Source organism: Hyphomonas sp. GM-8P (assembly GCF_003263315.1).
Lineage (GTDB): Bacteria > Pseudomonadota > Alphaproteobacteria > Caulobacterales > Hyphomonadaceae > Hyphomonas.
Window position 1 is genome coordinate 1 of record NZ_AWFE01000075.1, and the last position, 26,487, is coordinate 26,487.

26 protein-coding genes and 1 tRNA gene are annotated in these 26,487 nt (G+C 62.7%); 21 read left to right on the forward strand and 6 right to left on the reverse strand.

Features of this window, described 5'->3' with window-relative positions; genetic code table 11:
• On the reverse strand, positions 1-1,705 hold a 1,705-nt coding region (locus HY26_RS11555; protein ID WP_112073645.1), incomplete at its 3' end, for a DUF885 family protein.
• Positions 1,706-1,810: 105 nt separating this feature from the next.
• On the opposite strand from HY26_RS11555, the gene hemC reads away from it, so the two are divergent.
• The 5 genes from hemC to HY26_RS11580 all read left to right on the forward strand — a co-directional run bounded on the left by hemC (position 1,811) and on the right by HY26_RS11580 (position 6,298).
• A complete protein-coding gene (hemC, locus tag HY26_RS11560; RefSeq protein ID WP_112073646.1) occupies positions 1,811-2,767 on the forward strand; it encodes a hydroxymethylbilane synthase in 957 nt (318 codons plus the stop codon).
• Positions 2,764-3,480, forward strand: a complete 717-nt coding sequence (locus HY26_RS11565; protein WP_112073647.1) for a uroporphyrinogen-III synthase — start codon at positions 2,764-2,766, stop codon at positions 3,478-3,480. The genes hemC and HY26_RS11565 overlap by 4 nt, the downstream gene beginning before the upstream one ends.
• 48 nt (positions 3,481-3,528) lie before the next feature.
• Positions 3,529-4,692, forward strand: coding sequence for a COG4223 family protein (locus HY26_RS11570; RefSeq protein WP_034761223.1), 1,164 nt, complete (start codon positions 3,529-3,531; stop codon positions 4,690-4,692).
• A complete protein-coding gene (locus HY26_RS11575; protein ID WP_112073648.1) occupies positions 4,689-6,131 on the forward strand; it encodes a heme biosynthesis protein HemY in 1,443 nt (480 codons plus the stop codon). The genes HY26_RS11570 and HY26_RS11575 overlap by 4 nt, the downstream gene beginning before the upstream one ends.
• 91 nt (positions 6,132-6,222) lie before the next feature.
• A tRNA-Thr gene (locus HY26_RS11580) sits at positions 6,223-6,298 on the forward strand.
• 90 nt (positions 6,299-6,388) lie between these two features.
• On the opposite strand, the gene HY26_RS11585 is transcribed toward HY26_RS11580, so the two are convergent.
• Positions 6,389-7,564, reverse strand: a complete 1,176-nt coding sequence (locus HY26_RS11585) for a CaiB/BaiF CoA-transferase family protein (RefSeq protein ID WP_112073649.1) — start codon at positions 7,562-7,564, stop codon at positions 6,389-6,391.
• A 254-nt stretch (positions 7,565-7,818) separates the two neighbouring features.
• Between HY26_RS11585 and HY26_RS11590 the strand changes: the two genes are divergently transcribed.
• A complete protein-coding gene (locus HY26_RS11590; RefSeq protein ID WP_158531482.1) occupies positions 7,819-9,393 on the forward strand; it encodes a serine hydrolase in 1,575 nt (524 codons plus the stop codon).
• 4 nt (positions 9,394-9,397) lie between these two features.
• Here the strand turns inward: HY26_RS11590 and thpR are convergent, their stop codons facing one another.
• Together thpR and HY26_RS11600 are read right to left on the reverse strand one after the other, a co-directional pair.
• Positions 9,398-9,934, reverse strand: coding sequence for an RNA 2',3'-cyclic phosphodiesterase (gene thpR, locus HY26_RS11595; RefSeq protein ID WP_112073651.1), 537 nt, complete (start codon positions 9,932-9,934; stop codon positions 9,398-9,400).
• Between the two features lie 82 nt (positions 9,935-10,016).
• On the reverse strand, positions 10,017-10,352 hold the full coding sequence (locus tag HY26_RS11600; protein ID WP_112073652.1) for a DUF2853 family protein: 336 nt from the start codon (positions 10,350-10,352) through the stop codon (positions 10,017-10,019).
• 357 nt (positions 10,353-10,709) lie between these two features.
• Between HY26_RS11600 and HY26_RS11605 the strand changes: the two genes are divergently transcribed.
• The 12 genes from HY26_RS11605 (at position 10,710) to HY26_RS11660 (ending at position 21,894) form a co-directional block, all read left to right on the forward strand.
• The gene (locus tag HY26_RS11605) at positions 10,710-11,486 is read left to right on the forward strand and encodes a Bax inhibitor-1/YccA family protein (protein ID WP_034761240.1); all 777 of its coding nucleotides are present in this window, start codon (positions 10,710-10,712) and stop codon (positions 11,484-11,486) included.
• A gap of 117 nt (positions 11,487-11,603) precedes the next feature.
• Positions 11,604-12,143: a GNAT family N-acetyltransferase gene (locus HY26_RS11610; RefSeq protein WP_112073653.1), complete on the forward strand. Its 540-nt coding sequence runs from the start codon at positions 11,604-11,606 to the stop codon at positions 12,141-12,143.
• An 82-nt stretch (positions 12,144-12,225) separates the two neighbouring features.
• The gene (locus tag HY26_RS11615) at positions 12,226-12,837 is read left to right on the forward strand and encodes a peroxiredoxin family protein (RefSeq protein WP_158531483.1); all 612 of its coding nucleotides are present in this window, start codon (positions 12,226-12,228) and stop codon (positions 12,835-12,837) included.
• Between the two features lie 70 nt (positions 12,838-12,907).
• Positions 12,908-14,338, forward strand: coding sequence for a M28 family peptidase (locus HY26_RS11620; RefSeq protein WP_034761245.1), 1,431 nt, complete (start codon positions 12,908-12,910; stop codon positions 14,336-14,338).
• A gap of 6 nt (positions 14,339-14,344) precedes the next feature.
• Positions 14,345-14,875, forward strand: coding sequence for a hypothetical protein (locus HY26_RS11625; protein ID WP_112073654.1), 531 nt, complete (start codon positions 14,345-14,347; stop codon positions 14,873-14,875).
• Between the two features lie 35 nt (positions 14,876-14,910).
• Positions 14,911-16,146: a murein hydrolase activator EnvC gene (locus tag HY26_RS11630; RefSeq protein ID WP_112073655.1), complete on the forward strand. Its 1,236-nt coding sequence runs from the start codon at positions 14,911-14,913 to the stop codon at positions 16,144-16,146.
• A gap of 27 nt (positions 16,147-16,173) precedes the next feature.
• The gene (locus HY26_RS11635; RefSeq protein ID WP_034761255.1) at positions 16,174-17,505 is read left to right on the forward strand and encodes a S41 family peptidase; all 1,332 of its coding nucleotides are present in this window, start codon (positions 16,174-16,176) and stop codon (positions 17,503-17,505) included.
• A 94-nt stretch (positions 17,506-17,599) separates the two neighbouring features.
• Entirely contained in the window at positions 17,600-18,919 is a 1,320-nt protein-coding gene (locus HY26_RS11640; protein WP_112073656.1) for a divergent polysaccharide deacetylase family protein, read from the forward strand.
• Complete coding sequence (locus tag HY26_RS11645) at positions 18,916-19,431, forward strand: RNA pyrophosphohydrolase (RefSeq protein ID WP_034761259.1); 516 nt, start codon at positions 18,916-18,918, stop codon at positions 19,429-19,431. Before HY26_RS11640 ends, HY26_RS11645 begins: the two co-directional genes overlap by 4 nt.
• A 23-nt stretch (positions 19,432-19,454) precedes the next feature.
• A complete protein-coding gene (locus HY26_RS11650; RefSeq protein WP_112073657.1) occupies positions 19,455-20,231 on the forward strand; it encodes a carboxylesterase in 777 nt (258 codons plus the stop codon).
• Positions 20,228-21,157 (forward strand): aminotransferase class IV, encoded by a 930-nt coding sequence (locus HY26_RS11655; RefSeq protein WP_112073658.1) that lies wholly within the window; start codon positions 20,228-20,230, stop codon positions 21,155-21,157. Before HY26_RS11650 ends, HY26_RS11655 begins: the two co-directional genes overlap by 4 nt.
• Before the next feature lie 8 nt (positions 21,158-21,165).
• Positions 21,166-21,894 (forward strand): sulfotransferase, encoded by a 729-nt coding sequence (locus tag HY26_RS11660; RefSeq protein ID WP_233351609.1) that lies wholly within the window; start codon positions 21,166-21,168, stop codon positions 21,892-21,894.
• 52 nt (positions 21,895-21,946) lie between these two features.
• On the opposite strand, the gene HY26_RS11665 is transcribed toward HY26_RS11660, so the two are convergent.
• Positions 21,947-22,693, reverse strand: a complete 747-nt coding sequence (locus HY26_RS11665; RefSeq protein ID WP_112073659.1) for a TylF/MycF/NovP-related O-methyltransferase — start codon at positions 22,691-22,693, stop codon at positions 21,947-21,949.
• A gap of 372 nt (positions 22,694-23,065) precedes the next feature.
• Positions 23,066-23,683, reverse strand: a complete 618-nt coding sequence (gene folE / locus HY26_RS11670; RefSeq protein WP_112073670.1) for a GTP cyclohydrolase I FolE — start codon at positions 23,681-23,683, stop codon at positions 23,066-23,068.
• A gap of 360 nt (positions 23,684-24,043) precedes the next feature.
• Here folE and cysS point away from each other — a divergent pair, with 360 nt between their 5' ends.
• The 3 genes from cysS to yidD all read left to right on the forward strand — a co-directional run bounded on the left by cysS (position 24,044) and on the right by yidD (position 26,280).
• Positions 24,044-25,429, forward strand: coding sequence for a cysteine--tRNA ligase (gene cysS, locus HY26_RS11675; RefSeq protein WP_112073660.1), 1,386 nt, complete (start codon positions 24,044-24,046; stop codon positions 25,427-25,429).
• Between the two features lie 61 nt (positions 25,430-25,490).
• Entirely contained in the window at positions 25,491-25,949 is a 459-nt protein-coding gene (locus HY26_RS11680) for an iron-sulfur cluster assembly scaffold protein (protein ID WP_112073661.1), read from the forward strand.
• Complete coding sequence (gene yidD, locus HY26_RS11685) at positions 25,933-26,280, forward strand: membrane protein insertion efficiency factor YidD (protein WP_112073662.1); 348 nt, start codon at positions 25,933-25,935, stop codon at positions 26,278-26,280. Before HY26_RS11680 ends, yidD begins: the two co-directional genes overlap by 17 nt.
• The last annotated feature ends 207 nt before the right edge of the window (positions 26,281-26,487 follow it).

Sequence of the window (26,487 nt, forward strand, 5' to 3'; positions counted from 1 at the left end):
TGTAGGCCGTCGCCTGGCCCGGCATCACGATGTAACGCTGGATCTCCGAGCGGGCCTGGCCTTCGGTGATGGCCGAATTGTCCAGGAAGTACTGGACGGCCTGTTCCTCGGTCCAGCCTTTGGAGTGCAGGCCGGTGTCCACAACGAGGCGGATGGCGCGCCAGATCTCGGAGCCGAGACGGCCGAAGTCGGAATAGGGATCCTCATAGGTGCCCGGGAATTCCGTGGCGAGCCATTCGGAATACAGGCCCCAGCCTTCGGCATAGGCGGTGAAGTTGATCTGGGTCCGGAACTTCGGCACGCCGGTCAGCTCCTGCGCGATCGAAATCTGCATGTGGTGGCCGGGAATGCCTTCGTGATAGGCGATCACTTCCAGCTCGCCCTTTGGCATGGATTTCATGTCCGAGAGGTGGGCGTAGTAGACGCCGGGGCGCGAGCCGTCCGGCGTGCCCGGGAAGTAGTGCTGGGCTGCGCCTGGCTGTTCGCGGAAGGCCTCGACGCGTTTCACGACGAGGTCTGCCTTGGGCAGGATGCCGAAGAATTCCGGCAGCTTGGCCTTGATGTTCTCGATCTTCGCCGTGGCGTCGTCGATATAGGCCTGGCGCCCCTCATCCGTGTCCGGATAGTAGAAGCGCTCATCGTCCTTGGAATCGCGCTGGAAAGCGAAGAATTCCTTCAGTGTGCCTTCGAAGCCGACCTTGTCCTTGATGGCCTCCATCTCTCCATGCAGGCGGTCAACTTCGGCGAGGCCGATCTGGTGGATCTCGTCAACGGTCATCGACGTGGTCGTATTGTTGGCGAGGCGCTCATTGTAATAGGCCTCCCCGTCCGGCTGAAGGAAGGCGCCGACGGGCTGGGAGGAATCCGGCGAGTTCGCCATGTCCTCGGTCGCGAAGGCGATGATGTTCTCGAACGCAGTCTTGAACTCGTTCGCCATCGCATCGGTGGCATCGGCGAGGATCGCGTCGGACTCTTCCTGGGTCAGCTCGCCATTCTCGACCAGCGTGGCGAGTTCGGATTTCACGTCCGCCATCAGGTCGCTGTCTTCGCCGTCGGTGAACGGCGCGCCGGTGATGACTTTCTTCGACTGGTCGATCACGCCTTCATAAGCGAACTTCGGCGCGTGGGTGCCGTGTTCGGCGCTCTCGCGGGCCACGTCCGTCGCCTCGTTCAGCGCGCGGGCGGATTCGCGGATCCGAGACACATAGGCGCGCATGTCGTCGGCGTTCTCGACATTGTGGAAGCTGATCAGGAATTGCGGGATGAAGCCCTGCGGGCCGTTCATCTGGTCATAGACGAAGCCATTGTAGCGGAACTTAGCGGCTTCGGCAGCCTGCTTGTACTGGTATTCGAAGAGGTCCCAGGACAGTTTGTCGGCATCCGACAGGTCGTCATAGTTGAACTTCGTCTTCATCTCTTCGACGGCGGCCTTCTGGCGGGCCAGCTGTTCATCGGCGCAGGCGAAGGTGAAACAGTCGATCTGGTCGTTCAGGTCCTTCCGGCCGAGGAAGGTCATGGTGATCGGGCTTTCCTGCAGCGCCTCCTCGAACTTCACATCGAACCACTCGTTCAGTTCCTTGCTGATCTCGGCCTTCTGGTCGGCGGTCAGCTCAGTGGCGGCGGGCGGAGCGGTCGTTTCAGCGGGGTTTCCGCAGGCAGCGAGCGCGAGAGCCAGCGCAAGCGCTGACACGGCAGGTTTGATCATGGGGGTCTCCGAATAGGAATTTGTCGATAAACGATAAAGCGTGGTAGCCGCTTCCGCGTCGCTCTGTCAATTGGCAAGCGGCACGCCCGGCGCTAGGGGAGGGAGATGACTGAAACAAATACCCCCAGAACGCTCCGGATCGGGACACGTGGTTCGCCGCTGGCCCTGATTCAGGCAAATCAGATCGCAGCCGGAATCGAAGCCGCCTCGGATGGCGCCATGAAGGGCGAGATCGTCACCTTCACCACTTCGGGTGACCAGTTGACGACCGAGCGCCTGATCAATTCCGGCGGCAAGGGCCTGTTCACCCGCGAACTGGATGCGGCGCTGACCCGCGGCGAGGTGGACCTGACTGTCCATAGCCTGAAGGATGTGCCGTCCGTTCTGGAGCTCGGCCAGGTGTTTGCGGCCTTCCCGGAACGCGAAGACCCGCGCGAGGGCTTCCTCTCTCCGCACGCCAAGAGCCTGATGGACCTGCCGCAGGGCGCGAAGGTCGGCACGGCGTCGCTGCGCCGTGAAGCGCAGACTCGCGCGCTGCGGCCGGACCTCGAAATTGTCACCTTCCGCGGCAATGTCGCGACCCGCATGCGCAAGCTGGATGAAGGGCTGGCGGACGCGACCTATCTCGCCATGGCGGGCCTGACGCGCCTGGGCCAGCCGGAGGTTGCAACGCCGATCCCGCTGACCGAAATGCTGCCGGCGGCGGCCCAGGGCATTGTCGGTGTGGTCATGCGCGAGGATGCCGACGCGGACACAGCGGCGGTGCTGCACAAGCTGAACCACGTGCCGACGGCCGCCGCCGCGATGATCGAGCGGGCGTTCCTGCTGGCACTCGACGGGTCCTGCCGCACGCCAATCGCGGCGCACACTTTCGACAAGGGCGAGGAATGGCACCTTGTCGGCGAAGTCCTCGCCATGGATGGCAGCGCCCGCTGGCGCGCCGAGGGCACCTGCCGCAAAGGCGCAACCGAGCTGCAGCTGCAGGCCCTTGGCAAGGACATCGCAAACGAGATCCGCCAGCAGGCAGGCGGCAGTCTGCCGGCCTTCGAGGGGGACTGGTGAGCCTCTCAAAAAGCCTGCCGGTCATCGTCACCCGGGCCGAACCCGGCGCCTCCGAAACCATGGCCCGGCTGGCGGCGATGGATGTAACGCCGATTGCGTCTCCCATGCTGTCGCTTGCCCGGCTGGACGTGGAGATGCCGGATCTCTCAGGCGTGCAGCATCTCGTCTTTACCAGCGCCAATGGCGTCCGCTTCTTCTCTGAGGCAAGCTCCCTGCGGGCGGTCAAGGCCTGGTGTGTCGGCCCGTCCACAGCCGCTGCCGCACGGGAGGCCGGGTTCGCGGCGGTCTATGAAGGCGCAGGCGATGCGGCGGCGCTGGCCGCGGATATCCTGGTCGCCCTGCCGGAAGGAACGGAAGGCGTCCTGCATGTCGCGAACGAGGCGGCCGCAGGCGATCTCGTCGCCCGGCTGAAAGAGGGCGGTCTCCCGGCGGAGTTCCTCGCTCTCTACGAAACCCGGCCCTCCGAAGACCTGACGCCTGAGGCCGAGGCGGCGCTGGCAGCTGGTCCAGCCTGCGTGCTGATCCATTCTGCGAAAGGCGCTGCGGCTTTTGCCTGGGCAGCCGGCGACCTGGATCAGGCCATTGTCGTGGCCATCTCCGAGGCTGCCGCCCGTCCGCTGCAGGGCCGCGAAGTCGCGGCGATCCATGTTGCCGAGGCGCCGAACGAAGACGCGCTGCTCGCCACGCTCGCTGCTGTGGCCGACGGCCTTTAAGCAGCCGGAATCCTGTGCGAGTGTGCGCAGATAGAAACCGGATTCGATATGACAGACGATTCTATCCCTGAAAGCTCCGTCGACCCGGGTGAACCGATCGACGCGGATTTCGAACTGGCCCCGGAAGAGGGGAAATCGCCAAAGACGGGCAGCGGTCCCGGCTGGCTGGGCGCTGGCGTGATGAGCATGATGGCGGCCGGGATCGGCGGCCTGATCGGTATCGGCGCCCATATGGTGCTTCCCAGCGGTCTCGGCGATGCAAGTGAGGAAGTCGCCGCGCTGAACGACAGGATCGGCAAGCTGGAACAGTCTGCGCCGGACGACCGCGCCGCCCTCAAGGCCGGGATCGATGCGCTGGCAAACCGGCTCGATAACCTCCCCACAGACGGCGGCACCAGCCAGCCAGTCGATCTGACCGGCATCATTGCCCGGCTGGATGCCCTCGAATCTGTGGAAGCCGGCGACACGGTTGCCCCGGAAGACCTGGCCCGTGCGCTGGGTGCCCTGTCTGACCGGCTGGACGCGCTGGAAGCCCGGCCCTTGCCGGTCGACCTCAGCGCCCGCGTTGTGGCGCTGGAGCGCGAGATCGAGACCCTGCGCGATTCCACGCTCGAACAGACGAAACAGGGCCGGTCGCTCGCCGACATGCTGGCCCGCGTGCAGACCGAGCAGAGCGATGCCCGTGCAGAGGCGGCCTCTGCCAGTTCGGTGGCCGAAGCGGCGCTGGCGCTGTCCGCCATCGAGGCCGCGTCCCGCAGGGGAGAGCCGTTTGAGTCGGACTACCGTTCGCTGCGCTCTGCCTTGCCGACTGTGGACGATGTCCGCACGCTTGGCCCTCTTGCGACGGCGGGTGTGCCGACATTGGCTGAGTTGAAAGACAGCTTCAGCGCGGCTGCCGATGCCGCGCGGCGCACCGTGCCCACCGAAGACTCCGGGCGCTGGGGCTGGATCAACAAATTCTTTGGCGGCGCGGTCACCGTGCGCAAGGCCGACGGGACGGATGCCGACCCGTTCGCGCTTCTCTCGCGTGCCGCAGAGGCCCTTGAAAAGGGTGACCTCGAAGAGGCCGTATCCTATACAAGCCGGCTGGACGGACCGGCGGGCACGGCAATGTCCGGATGGACCGACGATGCGAAACGCCGCATCACACTGGAAAACTCGCTGGAGGCCGTGCGCCTCGCCCTGGCGGATGGGGGCGCCAAGACACCATGAACCGGATCATCGTGTTCCTCGTGCTTCTGATCGTGCTGATCGCGGCGCTCGCCTTCGGCTGGTGGGCCTATACGCTGCCCGGCAAGGTGACCGTGCCGATCGGGACGGAAGAGATCTCCATCAAGTCCGGCGCTGCCGTGGCGCTGGTGCTGGCCCTGTCGGGGATCATGGCCGCAGCCTGGTGGATCATTTCCGGCATCTTCGTGCTGCCGGGCCGGATCGCCCGGTCGCGCCGCCAGTCGAAATCGCGCAAAGCAAATGCCGCGTTGACCGAAGGCCTGCTGGCCGCAGAGGCTGGCGACGCGGAAGCCGCGCTGAAGCTCGCCCGCAAGGCGGCAAAGCATGCCGAAGACGAACGCCTGAAACTGCTGCTGGAAGCGCGCGCGGCTGAAGCCAATGATGACTGGGCCGGGGCTGAACGGGCCTGGAGCCAGCTGACCCGCCTGCCGGGCGGCCAGCTTGCCGGCTTGCGCGGCTCTGCCATGGCAGCCTCCGAACGCGGCGACCAGCTGACGGCAGAGACGCGCGCCCGCGAGGCCCTTGGCCTCAAATCCTCCGCCGACTGGCCATTCAATTCCCTGTTCGACCTGCAGGTCTCGAAAGGGGAGTGGGAGAAGGCGCTCGATACGCTGACCACCGGCGAACGCCGGGGCATGATCAAGGGCGACAGTTTGCGCCGCCGCCGCGCCGTCCTGCTGACGGCCCACGCCGTCGGTATGTCGCATGACCAGAAGAGCGAAGCCCAGAAGGCGCTCGCCGAAGCGATCCGCTCCGCGCCGGGCTTTCCGCCGGCCGCCTTCCATGGCGCGAAGGCGCTGATGGTGGATGGCAAGGCGAAGGCGGCGCAAGGCGTGCTGGAACTTGGCTGGAAAGCGCGCCCGCACCCGGCGCTGGCGCAGCTCTCCCGCCGTCTCGTGCCGCAGGATAGCCAGGCGAACATCGCCGCTCGCCTGCAGGCGCTTATTTCTGCCCAGCCGAACCATCGCGAAAGCAAGATCCTGATGGCCGAGATCGCCATGGACAAGGGCGACTGGGTCGGTGCCATCCGCTCGCTGGCGCTGCTGGTGGAAGAGAACCCGACCGCGCGGCTCTGCCTGCTGATGGAACGGGCGCTGAAAGGTTATGGCGACCAGTCTGAAGCCGCCCGCTGGGGCCGCATGGCCGTGTCCGCCTCGCGGGAACCGGACTGGTCCGACATCGACCCGAAGGGCAATGCGTTCGATTTCGACAAGCAGGGCTGGGCACGCCTCGTCTATGCCTTCGGCGATGTCGGCGACCTCGTGCACCCGCGCTACGAATCCTACGGCCGCGAACTGGAAGCGGGCCGTGTGCCCGCGCTGCCGGGCCCGGAACTGGAAGAGGACGCGCGGCTCGATGCACCAAAGGCGCCGGACCGTCCGCTCAGCCCGCCGCTGGATTACGCCTCCGACGACGACTGACCGCGCCTGCATCCTGGCTGTCCGGGGTGGCAAAAGCGTCTTGCGAAACAGGGCATCTGCCGGTAATAGGCGGGCCTTCAGAATGGTCTAGGCCGCTATAGCTCAGCTGGTAGAGCATCGCATTCGTAATGCGGGGGTCAGGTGTTCAAGTCACCTTAGCGGCACCATTCCCTTTTCAACTCCTTTTTCAACGTCCTCAACACCCGTATTGCAACGCTGATTTGGCTTGCCCGTGGGCTGTCCCGCGCGGCGCCCGCTCATTCGCTGAGCAGGATGCCAGCCTCCGCAAGGGCCTGAACTTCCTCTGCCGGCAGCCCCAACCAGTCACTCAGCGCGTCCTGATTGTGCTCGCCGCGCTTCGGCGGACGCGCACCGGGGTCGATCCCGCTCCGTGAGGCGGAGAACCGGTAGGGCGACTGCACGGTGCGGCGGGGGTTGCCCTTGTCGTCGATGACATCGACCAGCACGCCATTATGCCGGACGCTCTGCTGGGCATAGGATTCCTCCCCGAATTTCCGCACGAGCCCCCAGGCGAGGTTCATTCGGTCGAGCGCTTTGGTCAGGGATTCGAAGTCGGGATAGGAAGCGATATGTTCCACAATGGCTTTGCGGCGATTGGCGAGCTTTGTTTCAAGGTCAGCGCCTTTGGGGGTCGGATCCACGAGACCGCCCTTGGTCGACAAGACGAGCCAAAGCCATTTCATGTCTGAGGATATCAGGATCTGCTTGCCTTCCGGCGCGTCCCAAACAAGATTTTCCGACGGCTTGGGCCAGTTATTGTCCAGCGCCCAATGGGCATAGTCATCGGTTGCGTGCAGGACGTTTATCATGGCGATGTCGATTTGCTGGCCGATACCGGTCTGCTCCGCGACGCGCAGGGCGGCGAGCAAACCGACCAGTCCGTGCAAGGAACTGTAGGAGTCTGCCAGCGAGTATTGGAGGTCATAGGCTGGGCCTTCGCTCATCTCAGCCTGGCGGGCGATCAGGCCGGCTTCGGCATGGACAACCGGTGCATAGGCAGCCCGGCCGCTTTCAGGGCCCGTTTGACCGAAACCGGAAATGGACAGCATGACGAGCTTCGGGTTGACCGCGTGAACACTCTCCCAGTCGAGCCCAAACCGTTTCATCACACCGGGCCGGAAGTTTTCAACGAGCACATCCGCCTTCCGGCAAAGATCCAGTACAAGGTCCGTGGAGCCTTCGGCCTTCAGGTCGATGCAGACATTTCGCTTGCCGATATTCTGCTGCAGGTAAAACCCTGCGACGCCGTTGTCCGTCTTGCCAAAATTCCGGGTCACGTCACCCTCTGGCGGCTCGATCTTGATCACATCCGCACCGAGGTCGGAGAGCATGCGCGTGGCAAATGGTCCGGCCAGAACACGCGACAAGTCGAGCACCTTCAATCCGGCGAGCGGATAACCAGAAATGTCCATGAATTCCTCCCGGTGATTTTTTTTGTTGGGTGTACCTTATCGTGGCCGCTGCGGGCTTTACAGCCTGACCCAGCGTCGCCTGACGCGTTTTCCCGGCCCGGGATCGGACGCGATGAATGCGCAATGGGAATTTTCAGGCCAGCTCGCCTAATCAGGTCGTTTTTCCCGCTGAACGTGCTTGCTGGCCTGTCTGCCGCGAGGGTAGGTTTTGTATGTTCAGGGCGACGTAGCGGGATATGGAAAAAGGAATATCCATGAATATGCAGACTGCGCGGAAGCGGAATGATGGCTTGTTCGGAGCCGTTCTTCTCAGGCCACTCAAAGCCATTGCTGCAGGATCGGCGCTGGGCCTCGTGGCCTTTGGCGCGGCCGCGGAAGAGGCGGCGCCTGCGCCTGCTTTCCCGGTGGAGGTGACCGACCGGATTGACCAACTCTTCACCAGCTACCAGACCGACAAGCACGTGCCGGGCCTTGTCTGGGGGATCGTAAAGGATGGGGAACTCGTCTATTTCAAAACCTCCGGTGTGGGGAACCTCGAAACCGATGCGCCCGTCACAGCAGATTCCCTGTTCTCCATCGCTTCGATGAGCAAGGCCTTCACCGCGCTCGGCATCCTGAAGCTGCGCGATGAGGGCAAGCTCTATCTCGACGCGCCGGCCGAATATTACGTGCCGGAGCTGAGGGATTGGACCTATCCGACCACGGACTCCCCGCGCATTCGCGTGCGCGACCTGCTCGCCCATGTCAGCGGCCTTGTCACCGATAATCCCTGGGGCGACCGCCAGCAGGACATGCCGGAGGACGTCTTCACTGAAGTGCTGAAAGAGGGCGTTCCGTTCAGCCGGGCGCCGCAGATGGAATATGAATACTCCAATTTTGGCTATGCCCTGCTTGGCCGGATCATCACCAATGTCTCCGGCATGCCGTATGAAGATTATATTCGCACCGAGATCATGCTGCCGCTCGGCATGACCTCGACGGGCTATGATGTCTATGCCGTCGATCAGGACCGCCGCGCGCTCGGCTATCGCTGGGAAGAGGGGGAGTTTTCTGACGAACCTGCTCTCGGCCCGGGTGTTTTCGGGGCCATGGGCGGCGTGATGACCAATGCCGATGACTATAAGAAATGGGTCGCCTTCCTACTGGACGCCTGGCCGCCGCGGGATGGCCCGGAAACCGGCCCCGTGAAGCGCTCCTCCGTGCGGGAACTGTCGCAAGGTCTGAATTTTCCGCGCGTCTATATGCGCGAAGACCAGCCAAACGGCGACCCTTGCGCGGTGGCGGTCACTTACGCCATGGGCTTTTCCGTCGTGCAGGAGTGCGAGCTTGGGTTCACGATGACGCATTCCGGTGGATATCCGGGCTATGGCTCTAATGTACTTCTCCTGCCGGAGGCCGGGATGGGTGTGTTCGCCTTCGCGAACCGGACCTATGCGGCCCCGTCGCGAAGTGTGCGCGATGCGGCCATCGAGCTCGCCCGGGCCGGCGAATTGCCCGCCCGCGAATGGCCGGTCAGTGCAGTGCTTGCGGATGCCTATGCGGCTGCAGGCGCGGTGTACGATCAGGGCAGCTTCATGCCGGCAGAAGGCAAGCTCGCCATGAACTTCACCCTGGATGTATCCATCCCGGTGCGTGAGCGCGTTCTGGCAGACCTGAAGAAAGAGGCGGGTGCCTGCGAAACCGGTACGCCGTTCAAGGCGAACGGCCGGATGAGTGGCACCTTCACCTGGACCTGCGAAAACGGAAAGATGGAAGGCTGGCTGCTCATGTCGCCCAACCATCCGCCGCTGATCCAGGAACTGGACCTACGCTTCGCTCCGGCGAGTTGATCGGCTACTCCAGCACATAGTCCGCCTCAGCCTCGTAACGGCTGGGGCGGCCTTTGGCGGAGTGGCTGGAATAGAGGTGGAACCGGTCTGCCGTGAACGGACCGCTGCGATAGGCGTGGTGGGCCTCTACCCAGCGTCGCGTGTTTTCCAGCGTGGCATTGTGCAGGTAGGCCAATGTGACGTGCGGGGTGAAGGGGCGCCGGTCCGGTTCGAAGCCGAGACGCCGGGCCGCCTGTTCGCACTGGGCCGACAAGCTGCGCAGTTCGTCGCTTTCCCGCACCCGTGCCCAGACGGCGGAGGGTTCGCGGCGGCCGAACCAGCCGGTGCCTTCCATCGAGACGTCAAAAGGCGGGCAGCGGATGTCCCCCAGCAGGTCGTCGAGGTCCCGGGCCTGGGCGTGGGTGAGGTCCCCGAAGAAGCGCAGGGTGATGTGGAAGTTCTCTTCCGGACGCCAGCTCGCGCCATCCAGCCCGTCCTGAAGGGCGGAGAGGCCGTCCCACAATTCTTCGGGCACGGGCAGGGCGGCGAACAGTCTGTACATGGCCTGTTGTCTGCCTCCACCCGCGGCAAAAGAAAACCCGGCCAGATGAGGCCGGGTTTGTCCGTTGTCTTGTCAACCTGGATCAGCTGCCCAGTTCCGGGAGCTTTCCGAGATGCTCTGCCAGAAGGTAGTAGAAGGTTACCCGCGATTTCTGCCCGCCTTCGGCGCTCATGCGATCGCAAATCGTCTTGATGGCTGCGTCCAGTTCTCCCTGCTTCTCGGCGAGTCCCAGTTTTCCCCGGCACCATTTTTCCCGCACGCGGTCCAGTTCGCCGGAGTCGCTGCAAGCGACGATGGAGCTGTCCTTGTTGCGGAGGGCTATGCCGAGATGTCCCACGATCTTCTCGGCGGCTGCCTGGTTGTACCCACCATTTGCGTATTTCTTGATATTCTCGGCGTAAGCCGATGCGTCTGCCATAATTGTATCCCCTAGTGCTTTGGCGGCTCCACTGCTGGAGCTACGCCAGATTACAAAGATTATATCTGAGCATAGGTTAGTCAATCCACTTCCGGATATGCGTGCATTCGCTTCGGAAAACAGGGCCAATAATTTGCGAATACTTATACGTCATCTGAATATTTGAAGTATATGAAGTGCCGGCTCCAAGTAAAAATTCGTGTTGCTTGAAGTGTTTTTCCAGAGTGGGTGGCCCCGGGCCCATGAACAAGCTGAAGGAATGTCCGGTTTTGCTTGCACAATGAGGCAAGCCCTCCCATATTTCGCGCATGTTCCGGGAAAATCACCCACCTGGTTAAGAGAAAGGGCTTGAAACCTATGAATGATTTCAATCGTGCTTATTCGCCGTCCGCCGGCGCAGGCTCGATGGACATGTCGGTCAATGAGGGCCTGCGTGCCTTCATGCTGGGCGTTTATCAGAAGCTCGCCTACGGCATCGCGCTGGCAGGCGGCCTGGCATTCCTGGTCGGATCCAACTCCGTCCCGGCTCTGACCGAGTTCGTGCTGTTCTCGCCGTTCCGCCTTGTCGTGCAGTTCGGCCCGATTGCGCTGATCCTGATTTCTGCCTTCGCCATGAAGCGGCCATCGCCTCTGGGCACGGCAGTCCTTTACTGGACAATCGTCACGCTGCTCGGCCTCAGCCTGTCGGTCTGGGTGCTCATGGCCACGATGAACACCGAAGCGGCCAGCCGCGCGGGCATCGTTTACAGCACTACATTCATCACCATCGCCAAAGCCTTCTTCCTGACGGCCACGGCCTTTGGTGCCCTGTCGCTGTACGGCTACACGACCAAGCGTGACCTGCAGCCGATCGGCGTGATCGCCATCTTTGCCCTCTGGGGCATCGTGGGCATGGCGCTGCTCAGCTTCCTGTTCCCGCCGTCGGGTTTCTTCGAAACCGCGATCACGGTTGGCGTTCTGGCGATTTCGGGCGTGCTGGTCGCGTTCGATACGCAGAACCTGAAGCGCTCTTACTTTGCGCTTGAAGGGGACCAACGTGGCCTCGCCGTGATGACGAACTGGGGTGCGCTGAACTTCTTCATCCTGTTCTACAACATCTTCACGACGATCCTGTCGCTGCTGTCGCGCGATTAAACCGGATCATGTCGGACTAATAAAAGCCCCGCCCGGACCGGCGGGGCTTTTTCTTTGCGGGAAGGGTAGAATCCGGTGACATCGGCGGAAGTTCATCGCCAGTCCGGAGCGGTCCCCATGCGCAATATCGGTCCCACCATCGAAACCGAACGTCTGATCCTGCGCCCGCCGCAGGCGGAAGATTTCGAACCCATGTGCGCCATGATGGCGGATGAGGAAACGGCCCGCTTCATCGGTGGCGTGATGGCGCCATCCACCGTCTGGCGGTCGCTGTGTACGCTGGCCGGGGCATGGACGATCCGCGGCTATTCCATGTTCTCCGTAATCGAGAAGTCGACCGGCACATGGATCGGCCGCCTCGGCCCGTGGCAGCCGGAAGGCTGGCCAGGTACCGAGATCGCCTATGGTCTGACCAAAGCGGCGCAGGGCAGGGGCTATGCGCTGGAAGGCGTCTCTGCAGCCATCGATTATGCGGTCGATATCCTCGGCTGGGACGAGGTGATCCATTGCATCGATGCGAAGAACACGGCGTCCCTGAAGGTCGCGGCTCGGCTCGGTGCACGGAAGCTGCGGGAGGCGCAGGCGCCTGCGCCCTTCGAAGATATCCTCTGGGATGTGTATGGCCAGAGCGCGGATGAGTGGCGGGCCAGGCGGTAACGCCTGCGTGAGCTCACGCGCTCGTGCATCGCAAGGCAGGCAGGGCCCGGTTAGGGCTTGGAGGCAAGAAAAGGAAATGCCCATGATCCGAACTGCCTCCCTCGCTTCAATCCTCGCGCTCCTGCCGGCTGCGGCCACAGCCCAGGAAACTTCCAACGCCCCGATGGCGGCAAAATCCGCCGAAGCAGAACGCGCGGCCATGGCCGAGGAGATGCGCGTCGGCCCCGTCGTTGGCCAGCCGGCTCCGGCGGTCTCTGTCACCGGGCCGGAGGGTGAGGTTCGCTTCACCGATCTGGCGGGGGAGAAGGGGACGGTCGTCGCCTTTTTCCGGTCTGCCGACTGGTGCCCTTACTGCAAGAAGCAACTGATCGACCTGAAAGAAGCGGCTGCCCCGCTGGCCGACGATGGCTGGACGCTGATCGGCGTGTCCTATGATCCGCCCGAAACCCTCGCGGACTTCAAGGCTGCGAAGGACCTGCCATATGGCCTCTATTCCGATGTCGGGTCTGCCGCCATCGATGCTTTCGACCTGCGCAATCCGGACGTCCCGGCGGGGTCGCGCTATGACGGTATACCGCATCCGGCCATCATCTTCATCGCGGCCGATGGCACGGTGAAGGCCGTCATGCGGGAAGAAGGCTACAAGGACCGTCCGGCCGTCGATGCGATCATGGAACTCGCTGCGGTGCTCTGATCTTTCGCAGCGGGTTCCAAGTCTCACCGGAATGGCCTAGCGTCCGCGCAAGCCATTCCGGAGAGACCTGATGAGACTGATCGCCATTGCCGCCCTCGGGGCGCTCGCCGCCAGCCACACATTTGTCGCGACCGCCGAGGAGACTGCCGACCGCGAGGCGCAGGTCCTGGAAACCGCGACATCACTGGCGAATGCCGGCACGTGGGACAATGTCGGCCTGCAATTCGTCGAGGACCTGACGACGGAAATCGGCCCGCGCCTTGCCGGGTCTCCGGATGAGAAACGTGCGCGCGACTGGGCTGTCGCGCAGCTTACCGGAATGGGTTTCTCGAATGTCCATGTCGAAGATTTCACCGTACCGTACTGGAAACGCACGCATGAGACTGCGCATGTGGTGGGGACGAGCGCCCAGCCGCTGATCATCACGGCACTCGGCGGCAGTGCACCGACACCGGAAGGCGGCCTGGAAGCCGACATTGTCCGGTTCGAATTGCTGGCCGACATGCAAGCCGCCGATGATGCGGACGTTGCCGGCAAGATCGTTTTCATCGACGAATACATGACCCGCACCCAGACGGGCGCGGGCTACGGCCTGGCCGTTGCGAAACGCGCAGCCTGTCCGAAAGCGGCAGCGGCAAAGGGCGCTGTAGCCTGCCTGATCCGCTCTGTCGGCACCGACCATTTCCGGCGTCCCCACACGGGCGGGATTGACCGGCGCGGACCGGACGGCGTGGCCAAACCAATGGGCCCAATCCCGGCAGCGGCTCTGTCAGCTCCGGATGCCGACCAACTGGCCCGCCTGCTGGAGCGGGGACCGGTGACGGTCAATCTCGACATCGGTGTTGAGACGGCGGATGCTGCGCCTTCCGGAAATGTGATTGCGGAAGTCGAGGGCGGTGCAAACAAGGACGAGATCGTGCTGATCAGCTGCCACCTCGATTCCTGGGACCTTGGCACCGGCGCCATTGATGACGGGGCTGGATGCGGCATTGTGGTCGGCGCTGCCAAGCTGATCGACCAGTTGCCCGGCAAGCCGGACCGGACGATCCGCGTCGTGCTTTACGGGTCTGAAGAGATTGGCCTGTTCGGCGGTGATGCCTATGCCCGTCAGCATGCGGATGAGCTGGACAAGCATGTCCTCGCCGCCGAGAGCGATCATGGCGCGAGCTATATCTGGCAGTTCCAGACGAAGTTCGGCGAAGGCGCGCTGGACTATGCCAAGAAGATCCAGGGCGTTCTTGCCCGGTATGGCGTGGCACCGGGGGACAATCTGGCAGGCGGCGGTCCGGATATCGGCGTGCTCGCCCGCTCCGGTGTGCCGGTCGTGACCCCTGCGCAGGATGGCTGGGACTATTTCGACTACCACCACACGCCGGACGACACGTTCGACAAGATCGATCCGGATGCCTTCCGCCAGAATGTCAGCGTCTATGCGGCGTTCGCCTATATCGCGGCAGACGCCGGCTGGGATTTCCGCAAGCCGGCCGAAACCGAAGAATAGTCGCCCATGGTGCCGCGTGAGCGGATCGGCCCGGCCCTCATGGCGGTGCAGGAAGGGTTGAAGCTGGCCCGGCGGGAACTGGCCGGGAGCCAGACCGATCCGCCCCGCCGTCGGTGGGTGCCCGTTGCGCTCGTCTCGGCGCTTCAGGCCGGTCTGGTTGCGGCCCTTTCCGGCTATGAAAGTGCGGGGGAGGGGGATGTCACAGACCCCGCCCAGCCGGACCGGTTTGCCCCGATCGCGCTTTTGCTGCGCCGGGCCCGGTCAACGAAGTATCTCAATCCACCGGAATTGCTGGAACTGCCCCGACGCGTGGTGCGGGATATCGAAACGGTCGTGACCGCCCGTAACATCGTGCTGCATGGCCCGGATGGGGTGAAGATTCCGGAAGTGAACGATGCGTTCCGTTCTGTCCTGCAGGTGTTGCAACAGATCTGCCTGACCCACCCCTCCTTTCCAGTGGAAGGGCATGGGGTGATCCTCTCTCTCATCCGGGATGAAATTTGCGCACTTGAAAGACTGCTGGCCCCGACTGGTTAATGTGCAGGTCATGATCTTTCGGCAAGACTGGCCGGATGATGCCCGATTCCCGCGCATACAGCTTCGGCGCCCGTGTTTTCCGGGCCATGGCACCGGCGGTTTCGCTGTTGCTGCTGGCAGCGGCTGCGCCGGACACATTCTCGCGTGAAGAGCTGGAAGCGCTGGAGTCGGAAAAGCGGGTGGCGGAGCAGAAACTCGCCGCGCTCCAGGCCAGCGGCGAGGATGCCCGGAAAGACATCGACAATGTCGATGCGGAGCTGATCGCTGCGGCGATGGAAACGCGCCGGCGCGAAGAGCAGGCGGCGGAAGCCGAAAAGAGCCTCGCCGATCTCGGCACGCGGCGCATCACCGCCCAGATGCGCCTGCTGGAGGATCAGCAGGCGCTCGAAGACCTTCTCGCAGCACTTGCGGCCTCGAACCGGCGCAAACCGCCGGCCCTGGTCATCTCGCCCGGCAAGGCGAACACCGCTGTGCGCCGTGCCATCCTGATGAGCGAAACCACGCCGCGCCTCGCGGCACGAACGGAAACCGTGCGCGCTGAAATCGACGAACTGAACGCGCTGGAACGCCGGATTCGCGGCGAAAAGGCCCGTCTGGAGGCCGCTGAGGCGACGCTTGCGCTCAAACAGGTCGAGATTGAACGCCTCGCCGCCGCCAAGCGGGGCGCCTTTGAAGACCTGTCTGGCGACATTGCGCGGCTGAGGTCCCGCACGGCGGAACTGGGCGCGCAGGCAGATACGCTGCGCGGCCTGCTGAGCGCACTCGAATCCGCCGCCCCGTCGGCGCCGGGCGTGAAACCGGCGCTCCGGCCGCGGCTTGTGGCTGCCTCGCCGAGTTCGCCGAAACCGAAGCCGATTTCCCCGTCCACCCGGCCGCTTGGCAAGGCCGCTCTCGGCGCGCTGCAACAGCCTGTCGCGGGCAATGTGCTGCATTCCTTCGGCGACAGGCTTCCCGCGGGCGGAAAGGCGGAATGGGTCACGTTTTCAACGCGGAGCGAGGCGCAGGTCACCGCGCCGATCTCCGGAACGGTGGAATATGCCCGCCCGTTCCGCTCCTACGGCATGATGCTAATTTTGCGGACGAGTGACGGATACCATGTTATCCTTTCCGGAATGAGCCGAATTTACGTCACCGAAGGCCAGAATGTTGCCACGGGCGAGCCAGTTGGCCGCATGCCGGTCCGGTCTGACCCGCCTCCGGAACTCAATATGGAATTGAGACTTGGCGATACGGTGATGAATCCGGCAGACTGGTTACCGCGCCGTGGATAAGGTCGCGTAAGAGGAGAGGTTTGGGACATGCGTTCATTGCTGATTGGCACCGGGGTAGGTTTGATACTCGGAGCAACCGCCGTCGGTCTGTCCGCCATTGCCGCTCCTCAGGAACCCGCCCCGCAAAGCGATCCGCGTACCGTTACCTACCAGCAACTCGAACTTTTTGCTGAAATCCTCGCCCGCGCGCGCCAGGACTATGTGACCGAAATCGACGAGCCGGAAGCGATGGAAGCCGCCATTAACGGCATGCTGACCTCACTGGACCCGCATTCGGGCTATCTCAATGCCGAAGATTTCAAGTCCATGCAGGTCCAGACCTCTGGCGAATATGGCGGCCTCGGCATCGAAGTGATGATGGAAGATGGCTTCGTGAAAGTCATCTCGCCGATGGACGACACGCCGGCAAGCCGGGCCGGCCTGCAGCCGGGCGACCTGATCACTGCCATCGACAGCAAGCCGATCATCGGCCTGACGCTGAATGAAGCCGTCAAGCAGATGCGCGGCGAGAAGGGCACCCAGATCGAGATCACGGTGCTGCGCGAAGGGGAAGACCCATTCGATGTGACGCTGACCCGTGAAGTGATTGAGCAGAAGTCCGTGACTTGGCAGCTCGATGACAACGACATCGGCTATATCCGTATTTCGACTTTCAACGAACGCACCACGCCGCTGCTGGAAGCGGCCGTGAACGGCATTTCCGAGGAAACCGGCGGCCGGCCGCGTGGCATTATTCTGGACCTGCGCAACAATGGCGGCGGTTTGCTGGATCAGGCCGTGTCGGTCAGCGACGTGTTCCTGTCGGGCGGCGAGGTCGTCTCCACGCAGGGGCGCCGCTCGGTCGATATGGAAAGCTATATGGCGCACAATGGCGAAGTGTTCAAAGGCGTGCCGATGATCGTACTGATCAATGGCGGGTCGGCTTCGGCGTCCGAAATCGTAGCTGGCGCCCTGCAGGATCGCCGCCGTGCGACCATCGTCGGCACGACCAGCTTCGGCAAAGGCTCGGTCCAGACGGTCATCCCGCTGGGCGCTGATCGCGGTGCGCTGCGTCTGACCACGGCGCGTTACTACACCCCATCCGGCCATTCGATCCAGGCGCTGGGAATCGAGCCGGATGTCACGATCTCTCAGGCCCGCCTGACGGAGGAGGAGCTTGCGAAGATCAAGCGCTTCTCAGAGGCAGACCTGCCGCATGCGCTGCAAAACGAGGAAGGCGCTGCGCGCCGGGCCCTTGCCATGCCGGACGAGCAACCGCCTGAAGATTACAAGGGCGAGGACTTCCAGCTGGACCGCGCAAAGCAGATGCTGAAGGACGGCACGATCACGGCCAGCACCGGCCTGAAGCGGGCTGGATAACAGCAATCGGTTAACCTTCGTTTGCAACCTGTTAACCGGAATGATGCAAATCTGGTCGTTCAGAGTCGACTGGATTTGATTACGAGGTTGCCACATGGCAAATCGCCGGGATGCTGAGCCATCACCGCTGCGCGCAGGCGCTGTGCATACGGGTCTCAGCCTGTTGGTGTTTGGCGGAATTGCAGGTGCGCTGGGCGCCGCCATTATCCTGATGGGCGATCCGTCCGAAGCGAGCCCGAAGCAGACGCTCGCCCTGTTCGACACGCATGATTCTGCTGCCCCGCCACTCAAGACCCGTTTGAAAACCAATATCGCCACGGCGAGCCTGGCGATCGAAACGCCGGACTATAGCGACGCGGATGGATCCGGCGATCTGCCGGACTTTGGCCCCGACCTTGGCGTCGAGTCGCCGGATGACATGCTCGTTGCGGCTGCGGACGCTGCGCCGGTCGGGGAAGGGGATGCCGACACGGCCGGCGTGCGCATCAATGGCAAGCTGGTGAAGCCCGGCGAATCCTATGGCGATGTCACCAGCATCGTTTCACTGGACCGCGCACCGATTGCGGGCATGACCGAACGCCTGAACGGCATGACCCTGCCGCGCATTTCCCCGGATGGCCGCGCCCCGGCGGATGCCTATGCCCGGCCGTTTATCAATCCGGGTAACAAACCGGTTGTTGCGATTGTGGTCGGCGGGCTCGGCATCAACGCGACACACACCAAATCCGCCATCGACGAATTGCCGCCGGAAGTGACCCTGTCCTTCGCGCCGGATGCGACCAGCCTGCAGACATGGATCAACCGCGCCCGGGCGGCCGGACATGAAGTGCTGATCGAGACGCCGATGGAAGCTTATGATTACGGCCGGATGAAAATGCATCCGCTGACCCTGCTGGCCAGTGAGAACGAAGCGCGCAATCAGGCGCGTCTCGAACGGGTTCTCAGCCGCTCCACGGGCTATTTTGGCCTGATCAATTCGCAGGGCTCCAAGATCGGTGATGATGATGCCGCCATGAAGCCGGTCCTGAAGGCCGTGTCGGACCGTGGTCTCGCCTTCATCGACGATGGCAGCCTCGATGCCGGGAACATGCAGCAGCTGAGCGGCGAAACAGGCCTGCGTTATGTGCGTGCGGATTCGGCGATTGACGCGAAATTGTCGGCCGAGGACATCTCGTCTGAATTCATGGAACTGGAAAGCCAGGCGCTGGAGCATGGCGCCGCCCTCGGCGCTGGCTATGCGTTCCCGATCACGATCGAGATGGTGAAAACCTGGACGGCAAGTCTTGAGCAGAAGGGCATAGTCCTAGCGCCGGCGTCCGCGCTGGCGGCGAAGTCCGCAAAGGCAGAAAATCCCGCCGATGATACGGTGCGCACTGGCAGTCTTGAGCCGGCTCCTGTAAATCCTCACGGGTGACACAAGTTAAGCAAGACCCCGAACGCTATCGCGCGAATGTCGGCCTGGCCCTCTTTTCGAAGGCCGGGCACGTCTTCATTGGCCGGCGTATCAATGGGCGCGGATCCTTCCAGTGGCAGATGCCGCAAGGCGGCGTGGACAAGGGCGAAGCGCCCGACGTCGCAGCGCTGAGGGAGCTGGAAGAAGAGGTCGGCGTTCCTGCCAAGCTGGTCGATACGCTGGAGGAAACCGAAGACTGGCTGTATTACGATTTCCCGCCGGACCTGAAGAAACGCCTGCCGGGGCCATACCTTGGCCAGCGGCAGAAATGGTTCGCCTTCCGCTTCAAGGGCTCTGACAGCGATGTGCGGCTGGACCGGCACACGCCCGAATTCGATGCGTGGCGCTGGGCCCGGCTCGAAGAGACGCCTTCGCTGGTGGTGCCGTTCAAGCGGGCGGTTTATGCGGAAGTGGCTGAACGCTTCGTGCGCTGGACGGAGCCGGTCCTCGGCGGCAAGGTACCACAGGGCTGAACCCGAAAGAGGGGAGACGTGGCATGGCGAAGACCCTGCTGATGATTCATGGTGTCGGATGCGGCGGCGATGTGTGGGACCGAATGATCCCCTTCTTCGAAGCCGACGGGTGGACCTGCGAGGCGCCGACGCTGTTTCCAGCCAGACGCGTAAAAGACAACCCGCCTGCCTCGCTCAGCGAGCTTGGCATTGATGACTACATCTCTGCCATGTCGAAAAAGGCGCACGAGATTGAAAAGGCGACCAGTAAGAAGCCCGCGGTGATCGGCCATTCCATGGGCGGCCTGATCGCGCAGGTGCTGGCGGAGAAGGGGGACGTATCGCAGGCGGTTTTCCTGACGCCCGCCCAGCCAAAGGGCTGCGCCGTGATCGGGCCGAGCGTGGCGATTACCTTCCTGAACATCCTGATCCAGCAGAACCGCAAGAAGTCCTACAAGGTGTGGCGGACAGGTTTCGATTTCGGCGTCACCAATTGCGTGCCGAAGCGCCTCCGGGAAGAGATCTATTCCCACGCGCTCTACGATTCCGGCAAGGTCTATGGCGACCTGACCGATGGGGTGGAGATCGACGAGTCAAAGATCAGGATCCCCACCCTGACGATTGCTGCCGGAAAGGACCGCGCAACGCTGGCCTCGGCGGTTCGCAAGGTGGGCGAAAAGTACAAGAACGCGGCGGTCGCCGGAGACTTCATGGAATATCCGAAGAATGGGCACTGGATTGTCGATGAGCCGGGTACGGACAAGGTCGCAGCAGACATTGCCGGCTGGCTTGCCCGCACGCGCGTGAAAGAAGACGCATGATGGAAGACGACGCGCACGGCGTACACGACTACCTCACCGATCCGCGTAATGCGGACATACTGATTTCGGTGAATGGCGAACTGAAAAAACGGGACGAGGCGGTCGTCTCCGTCTTCGACAGTGGCTACATCCTAGGCGATGGCGTGTGGGAAGGGCTGCGCGTCATGAATGGTGGGATCGCCTTCCTGCCGGAACATTTGAAACGCCTCTGGGCCGGCGCCAAGACGCTCGACATGGATATCGGCCTGACGAAGGAGGAATTGACGGCGCGGCTGGTCGATTGCCTCAAGGCCAATGGCATGGAGGACGGTGTCCACATCCGTCTGATGGTCACCCGCGGCATCAAGAAAACGCCCTATCAGGGGCCGCGCTTCACGATCACCAAGCCAACCATCGTCATCATACCGGAATACAAGACGCCGGTGCCGGAAATCGTGGAAACCGGGGTCACCCTGTTCACGGTACATGTGCGCCGCACGGGGCCTGCGGAACAGGACCAGAAACTGAATTCCCACTCGAAGCTCAACTGTATCCTGGCCTGTATCCAGGCCGACAAGGCTGGCGCCGACGAAGCGCTGATGCTGGACCCGCTGGGCTTTGTGGCGACCTGCAACTCCACCCATTTCTTCATCGTTCGCGACGGGGAAGTGTGGACCAGCCCGCCGGAATACTGCCTCGGCGGCATCACACGCGGAAACATCATCAAGACCTGCCGCGAGATTGGCATCCCGGTGTTCGAGAAGCGGTTTTCCCTGTTCGATGTCTATTCGGCGGACGAAGCGTTCATCACCGGCACGTTTGCCGGTGTGACGCCGGTGCGAGAGGTGGACGGACGCTCCATCGACGCGATAGACGGGCCAATCTCTCGGAAAATCCGTGAGGCTTACAAGGCTATGCAAGCGCGCAGTCTGACCCCGATCGCATGAGCGTGGACATGACACAGACGATCCGCATCGCCATGTGGTCTGGCCCGCGCAACATGTCGACAACTATGATGCGCAGTTTCGGTGCCCGGCCTGAAGCGGTCTGCGTCGATGAGCCATTCTATGCCGCCTGGCTGACGGCCAGCGGCGAAGTTCATCCGATGCAGGAAGAGACGCTGGCATCGCAATCATCGGATCCGGCCGTCGTTGCAGGAGAAATGCTCGCGCCACTGCCGCCCGGCAAGACGCTGCATTACCAGAAGCAGATGACCCACCACATGCTGGAAAGCTTTCCACTGGATTGGGTCAGCGACGTGCGTCACGCCTTTCTGGTGCGCCATCCCGGCCGGGTGATTGCGTCCTACACGAAGAAAATGAGCGATGTGAGCCTTGAGGCCATCGGCGTGCCCCAGCAGGAAAGATTGTACCGGGAGATTACGGAGCGGACGGGCAAGGCGCCGCCGGTGGTGGATTCCGACCGATTGCTGGCCGACCCGCCGGAGGTTCTGCCGCGCCTTTGCGATGCACTCGGGATTGACTGGGACCCGGCCATGCTGGGCTGGGCACCGGGTGCCAAACCGGAAGACGGGGCCTGGGCACCGCACTGGTATGATGCGGTCTGGAAGTCATCCGGTTTCGGTCCGCCGCCAGGCGAAAGGCCAGCGCTGCGGGGCAGGTCGGCAGACATCGAAAAAGAGGCGCTCGAAAGTTATGAACGCCTTCTCCGGAATCACGTGTAGAGCATGTACCCGACCCTTGGACATAACCGGCCAAGCGTGCAGCAGGTCAGGTTCAATATGTGCGGGTGACCAGCAGGTGCCCGGCAGAGCTGTCGAACTTGAACCCCTCGTGCCCGTGATGATGAAAGAATTCATCCGCAGCCTTCCGGCATCCGGACCAGTCAAAATAGGCGTGCAGCGCAACCGAGCCGCCCGGAATCAGGTTCGGGACGACCTGCTCCAAAGCGACGCGAACCGGTTCGTACCAATCCACATCCACATGAGCGAGTGCGACGGGCTGGGATATTTTCAGTGTCTTTGTGACATCGCCTTTGATCAGTTCCACGGAATGGTCCTGAACCGGGTATCCGTAGCGTTTGAAGTTGTCTTCGACGACGGCTTTCAGGTCGCTTTCGTATAAATAGTATTTGCCGCCATCAATGCCGGTTGCCTGTCCGGATGCTATTTCCTGGTAGCGGGCTTTCATGTCCGCGCCGTCATGATCCGAGGGCGGAGGGATCATCTCGAACATGTCGTAGACTTTCAGCGGACGGTCAGGCGCTTTCGCCGCGCACATGAGGATTGCCGAACCACCGCGGGCGCAGCCTGCTTCGATGATCAATGCATTGCTGTGGGCTGTCCGCCTGACTTCCTGCACAAGCTGGTCCAGTTGTGCGTCTGACGTGTAGGACAGACTTTCAGAGCGGATCCGCGTCCAGACGGACTTGATGGGCTTTGGCTGCTTCCAGCGGCGAATTTCGTTCCGGGCGGCGTCAGCTCTCCAGCGAACACCATCTACCACTTTCCTGGTCAAATTCATGTCCCACTCACTCCTGTCAGAATGGCCACTGAGTTCCCTGAATTGGGGAATCCGGTGGAGCACTGTCGGGGCGGTCTGGCTCTTTATGTCGCTCCGTTTTTTGAGTTTTTTTGAATTGCGATATCTGATTTATGGCGAGCCACCCACACCATCACGATACTACCACATTAACCATACCTTGAGACCGGTTTTTCGAAAAGTCTGTTCCCTTGTCTGGTGAATCACCAAAATCCGGATACGGCACGTGGAAATCTGAATATCCTAAAGTGGTAAAGTGCGTAGACAGAGAACATTCTGGATTTGTGTTCTGCCCAGACAGAAAAAACCCCGGCCTTTCCGGGGCCGGGGTTCGTTGTTCGGTTAGGCTCGAGATCAGCCGCGGCCGGTCATCCGCAGGAAGCGGTTGCGCAGGTCAGCGTCCGATTTGAAGACACCGGTAAACTGCGTCGTGATCGTGGACACGTCCTTGTGGTGCACGCCGCGGGTGGACATGCACTCATGCACGGCGTCGATCAGGACGGCCGTGCCCATCGGGGCGAGGCTTTCGGTGATGGCGTCGCAGATCTGGGACGTCATGGTTTCCTGCGTTTGCAGGCGCTTGGAGAAGATCTCCACCACGCGGGCCAGCTTGGAGATGCCGACAACGGCTTCGGTCGGCATGTAGGCGACATAGGCCTTGCCGAGGAAGGGTGCCATATGGTGCTCGCAATGGCTTTCCACGTCGATGTCGCGCAGCATGACAATGTCGTCATAGCCCTGCACATCCTCGAAGGTGCGGGAGAGGTATTTCACCGGGTCTTCGGTATAGCCGGAGAACCATTCCTTGTAGGCATTGACGACGCGCTTCGGCGTGTCGATCAGGCCTTCACGGGCCGGGTCGTCGCCAGCCCACGCGATCAGCGTGCGAACCGCTTCTTCAGCTTCTTCCTTGGATGGGCGTTTCACGGGTTCCGCGCGCGCAATTTCATTCTTTGGTGTGATGGCGTCCATTGCCATGTGTGGAGTCCTTCGACTGAGGGACGGGGGTCGAGCCGGGGCGTCCCTTGGAGGTCTTTCTTGCCTCCTGCCCGGACTTAACGCCCGCCCGGAGTTGATACCCTCAGGGCGATAATGAGGAACATAAGGGGCCAAAGCCCCGGTTTCCAGCGGATTCTACGGTGACGACGCGTCACCGGATCAGTCCCGATTGCGTTTCGCTGCGTCAACTGGTAAGGCCCGGCCCATGTTCGCGCCTGCTTTTCCTTTCTGTCGCCGCTGCTGTTGTTGCCGCTGAGGCCACAACGCGCCATTAGGGCTGCCAGAAACTGACCCTGCCGGCATTTCCCGAACAAACCCGATCCAGAGACACAAATGACCATCCGCCTTTACGACACCGCTGCGCGTGAAAAACGCGTTTTCGAGCCGCAGGACCCCAAACGCGTGACGATGTATGTCTGCGGTCCCACGGTCTATAACTACGCCCATATCGGCAATGCCCGTCCGCCCATCGTGTTCGATGTGCTGCGGCGCCTCTTGAACCGCACTTATGGTGCGGACGCCGTCGTATATGCCCGCAACATCACCGACATCGAGGACAAGATCATCAAGGCCTCGCTGGAGACCGGTGCGCCGATTGCCGAGATCACCAAGAAATATGCCGGCATCTACAATGCCGACACGGCCGCGCTGAACGTGCTGCCGCCGAGCATCGAGCCCTGGGCGACGAACCACGTTGCCGAGATGATCGAAATGATCGAAAAGCTCGTCCGCCGCGGCTATGCCTATGTCGGCAATGAAGGCGTCTGGTTCGCCGTCAAGCAGATGCCGGATTATGGCAAGCTGTCCGGCCGCAAGCTGGAAGACAATGAGGCGGGCGCCCGCGTCGAAATCGACGCGGACAAGCGCGACCCCGCCGACTTTGCGCTCTGGAAGTTCGCCAAGCCGGGCGAGCCGGAAGACGCGATCTGGGACAGCCCGTGGGGCAAGGGCCGCCCTGGCTGGCACATCGAATGCTCCGCCATGGCGGCCAAGCATCTCGGCAAGACGATCGACATTCACGGCGGCGGGATCGACCTTCAATTCCCCCACCACGAGAACGAGATCGCCCAATCCGAATGCGCGCACGGCGAAGTCATGGCGAACTACTGGCTGCACAATGGTTTCCTCGACATGGGCGGGGAGAAGATGTCGAAATCCCTCGGCAATGTCGTGCTGGTGCATGACCTGCTGAAGGCCTGGCCGGGCGAAGTGCTGCGCCTTGCCATGCTGAGCGGGCATTACCGCGCGCCGCTCGACTGGACGGAAGACCTGCTGAAACAGGCGAAGGCGACGCTCGATCGTATCTATGGCGCCCTGCGCCGCGTATGGGACGCCGACGGCGGTGAGGCCCGCGACACCGGCGTGCTGCGCGCGCTGGAGGACGACCTCAACACGCCGGAAGCGCTCGCCGAGCTTTCCCGTCTGGCCGGTGAAGCCAACACAGCTGCCGACCAGAAAGACGAAGCGGCGATGGCAAATGCGAAAGCGAACCTGCTCGGCGCCGGCAAGTTGCTCGGCCTGCTGACGCTGACCCCGAAAGACTGGGAGCAGGGCGGGGACAATGACGAAAACGCCCGGATCGATGCCCGCGTTCAGGCGCGGGTCGATGCCCGCGCCGCCAAGGACTGGGCTGAGGCCGACCGGATCCGCAATGAACTCGCCGCCGAAGGCATCGAGATCATGGACGGGGCGGGCGGTTCGACCTGGCGCCGGGTCTAGGGAGGCTTCCGGCCCTTTCGCCGCCTTGCACTGGCGGAAGGGCAGGGCCATCTTGCCGGCGATGAGCGAGCTTTACCACAACCGCATTCTCGAACTGGCTGCAGAGATCCCGAATGTCGGGCGGCTCGGCGATGCCGAAGGCTCTGTGACCAAGGTCTCCCGCGTCTGCGGTTCGATCGTGCATGTCGATCTGAAGCTGGACGAAGCGGGTGACACTGTCACGGAAATCGCTGTCGATCCAAAGGCTTGCGCCCTCGGGCAGGCCGCGACGTCGATCCTCGCAGAGCACGCCGTCGGGGCGCCGGTCTCCGAGATCATCGCTGCGCGTGACGCTCTCAAAGCCATGCTGAAAGACGGCGGCCCGCCGCCCGAAGGCCGCTTCTGGGAGCTGCGCCACCTGGAGCCCGTGGCCGACTATCCGCCCCGCCACACCTCCACCATGCTCGCCTTTGAAGCCGCCGTAGCCGCCATCGAGGAAGCGCTGCAGAAGCGCGCCGCCGCTCGTGCAGCCGCCGAGTAAGAGTCTGCGCCACCGGGCCGCCTACGGGCTGCTCTGGGTCTACAAGCATGGGCCGAGCCAGGTGTTGTGGGCGTTTGGCGCGCGGTGCCAGCACACGCCAACCTGTAGTGAGTACGGGGCTGAATGCGTCTCCCGCTTCGGCTGGTGGCCGGGCTTCTGGATGACGCTGGCGCGATTCCTGCGCTGCCGTCCAGGCGGCACGATGGGTTGTGACCCGCCGCCGGAGACGAAGCCAGATGTGCCGGCCTGGCAGCCCTGGCGCTATGGTGACTGGAGCGGGCACAGGATGAGGCAGGCCTGCAACCCGGTTGAAAAACCTCCGGAGGCATGACATATCGCCGCCATGCATTTTCGTCTGATCACCGCTCTGACCACACGAACCCGCCGGGGTGCCTGACGCGCCTTCGGCCCGCACATCCGTGCGCGCCCGCCTCATGCACCCGCCAAAAGCCCTGAAACCGAGCCCCGAATGGTGCGGCCTGAACAGTGTGTCTGATCTGGCCCGAACACCATCGAGAACACCATGTATGGACCATTT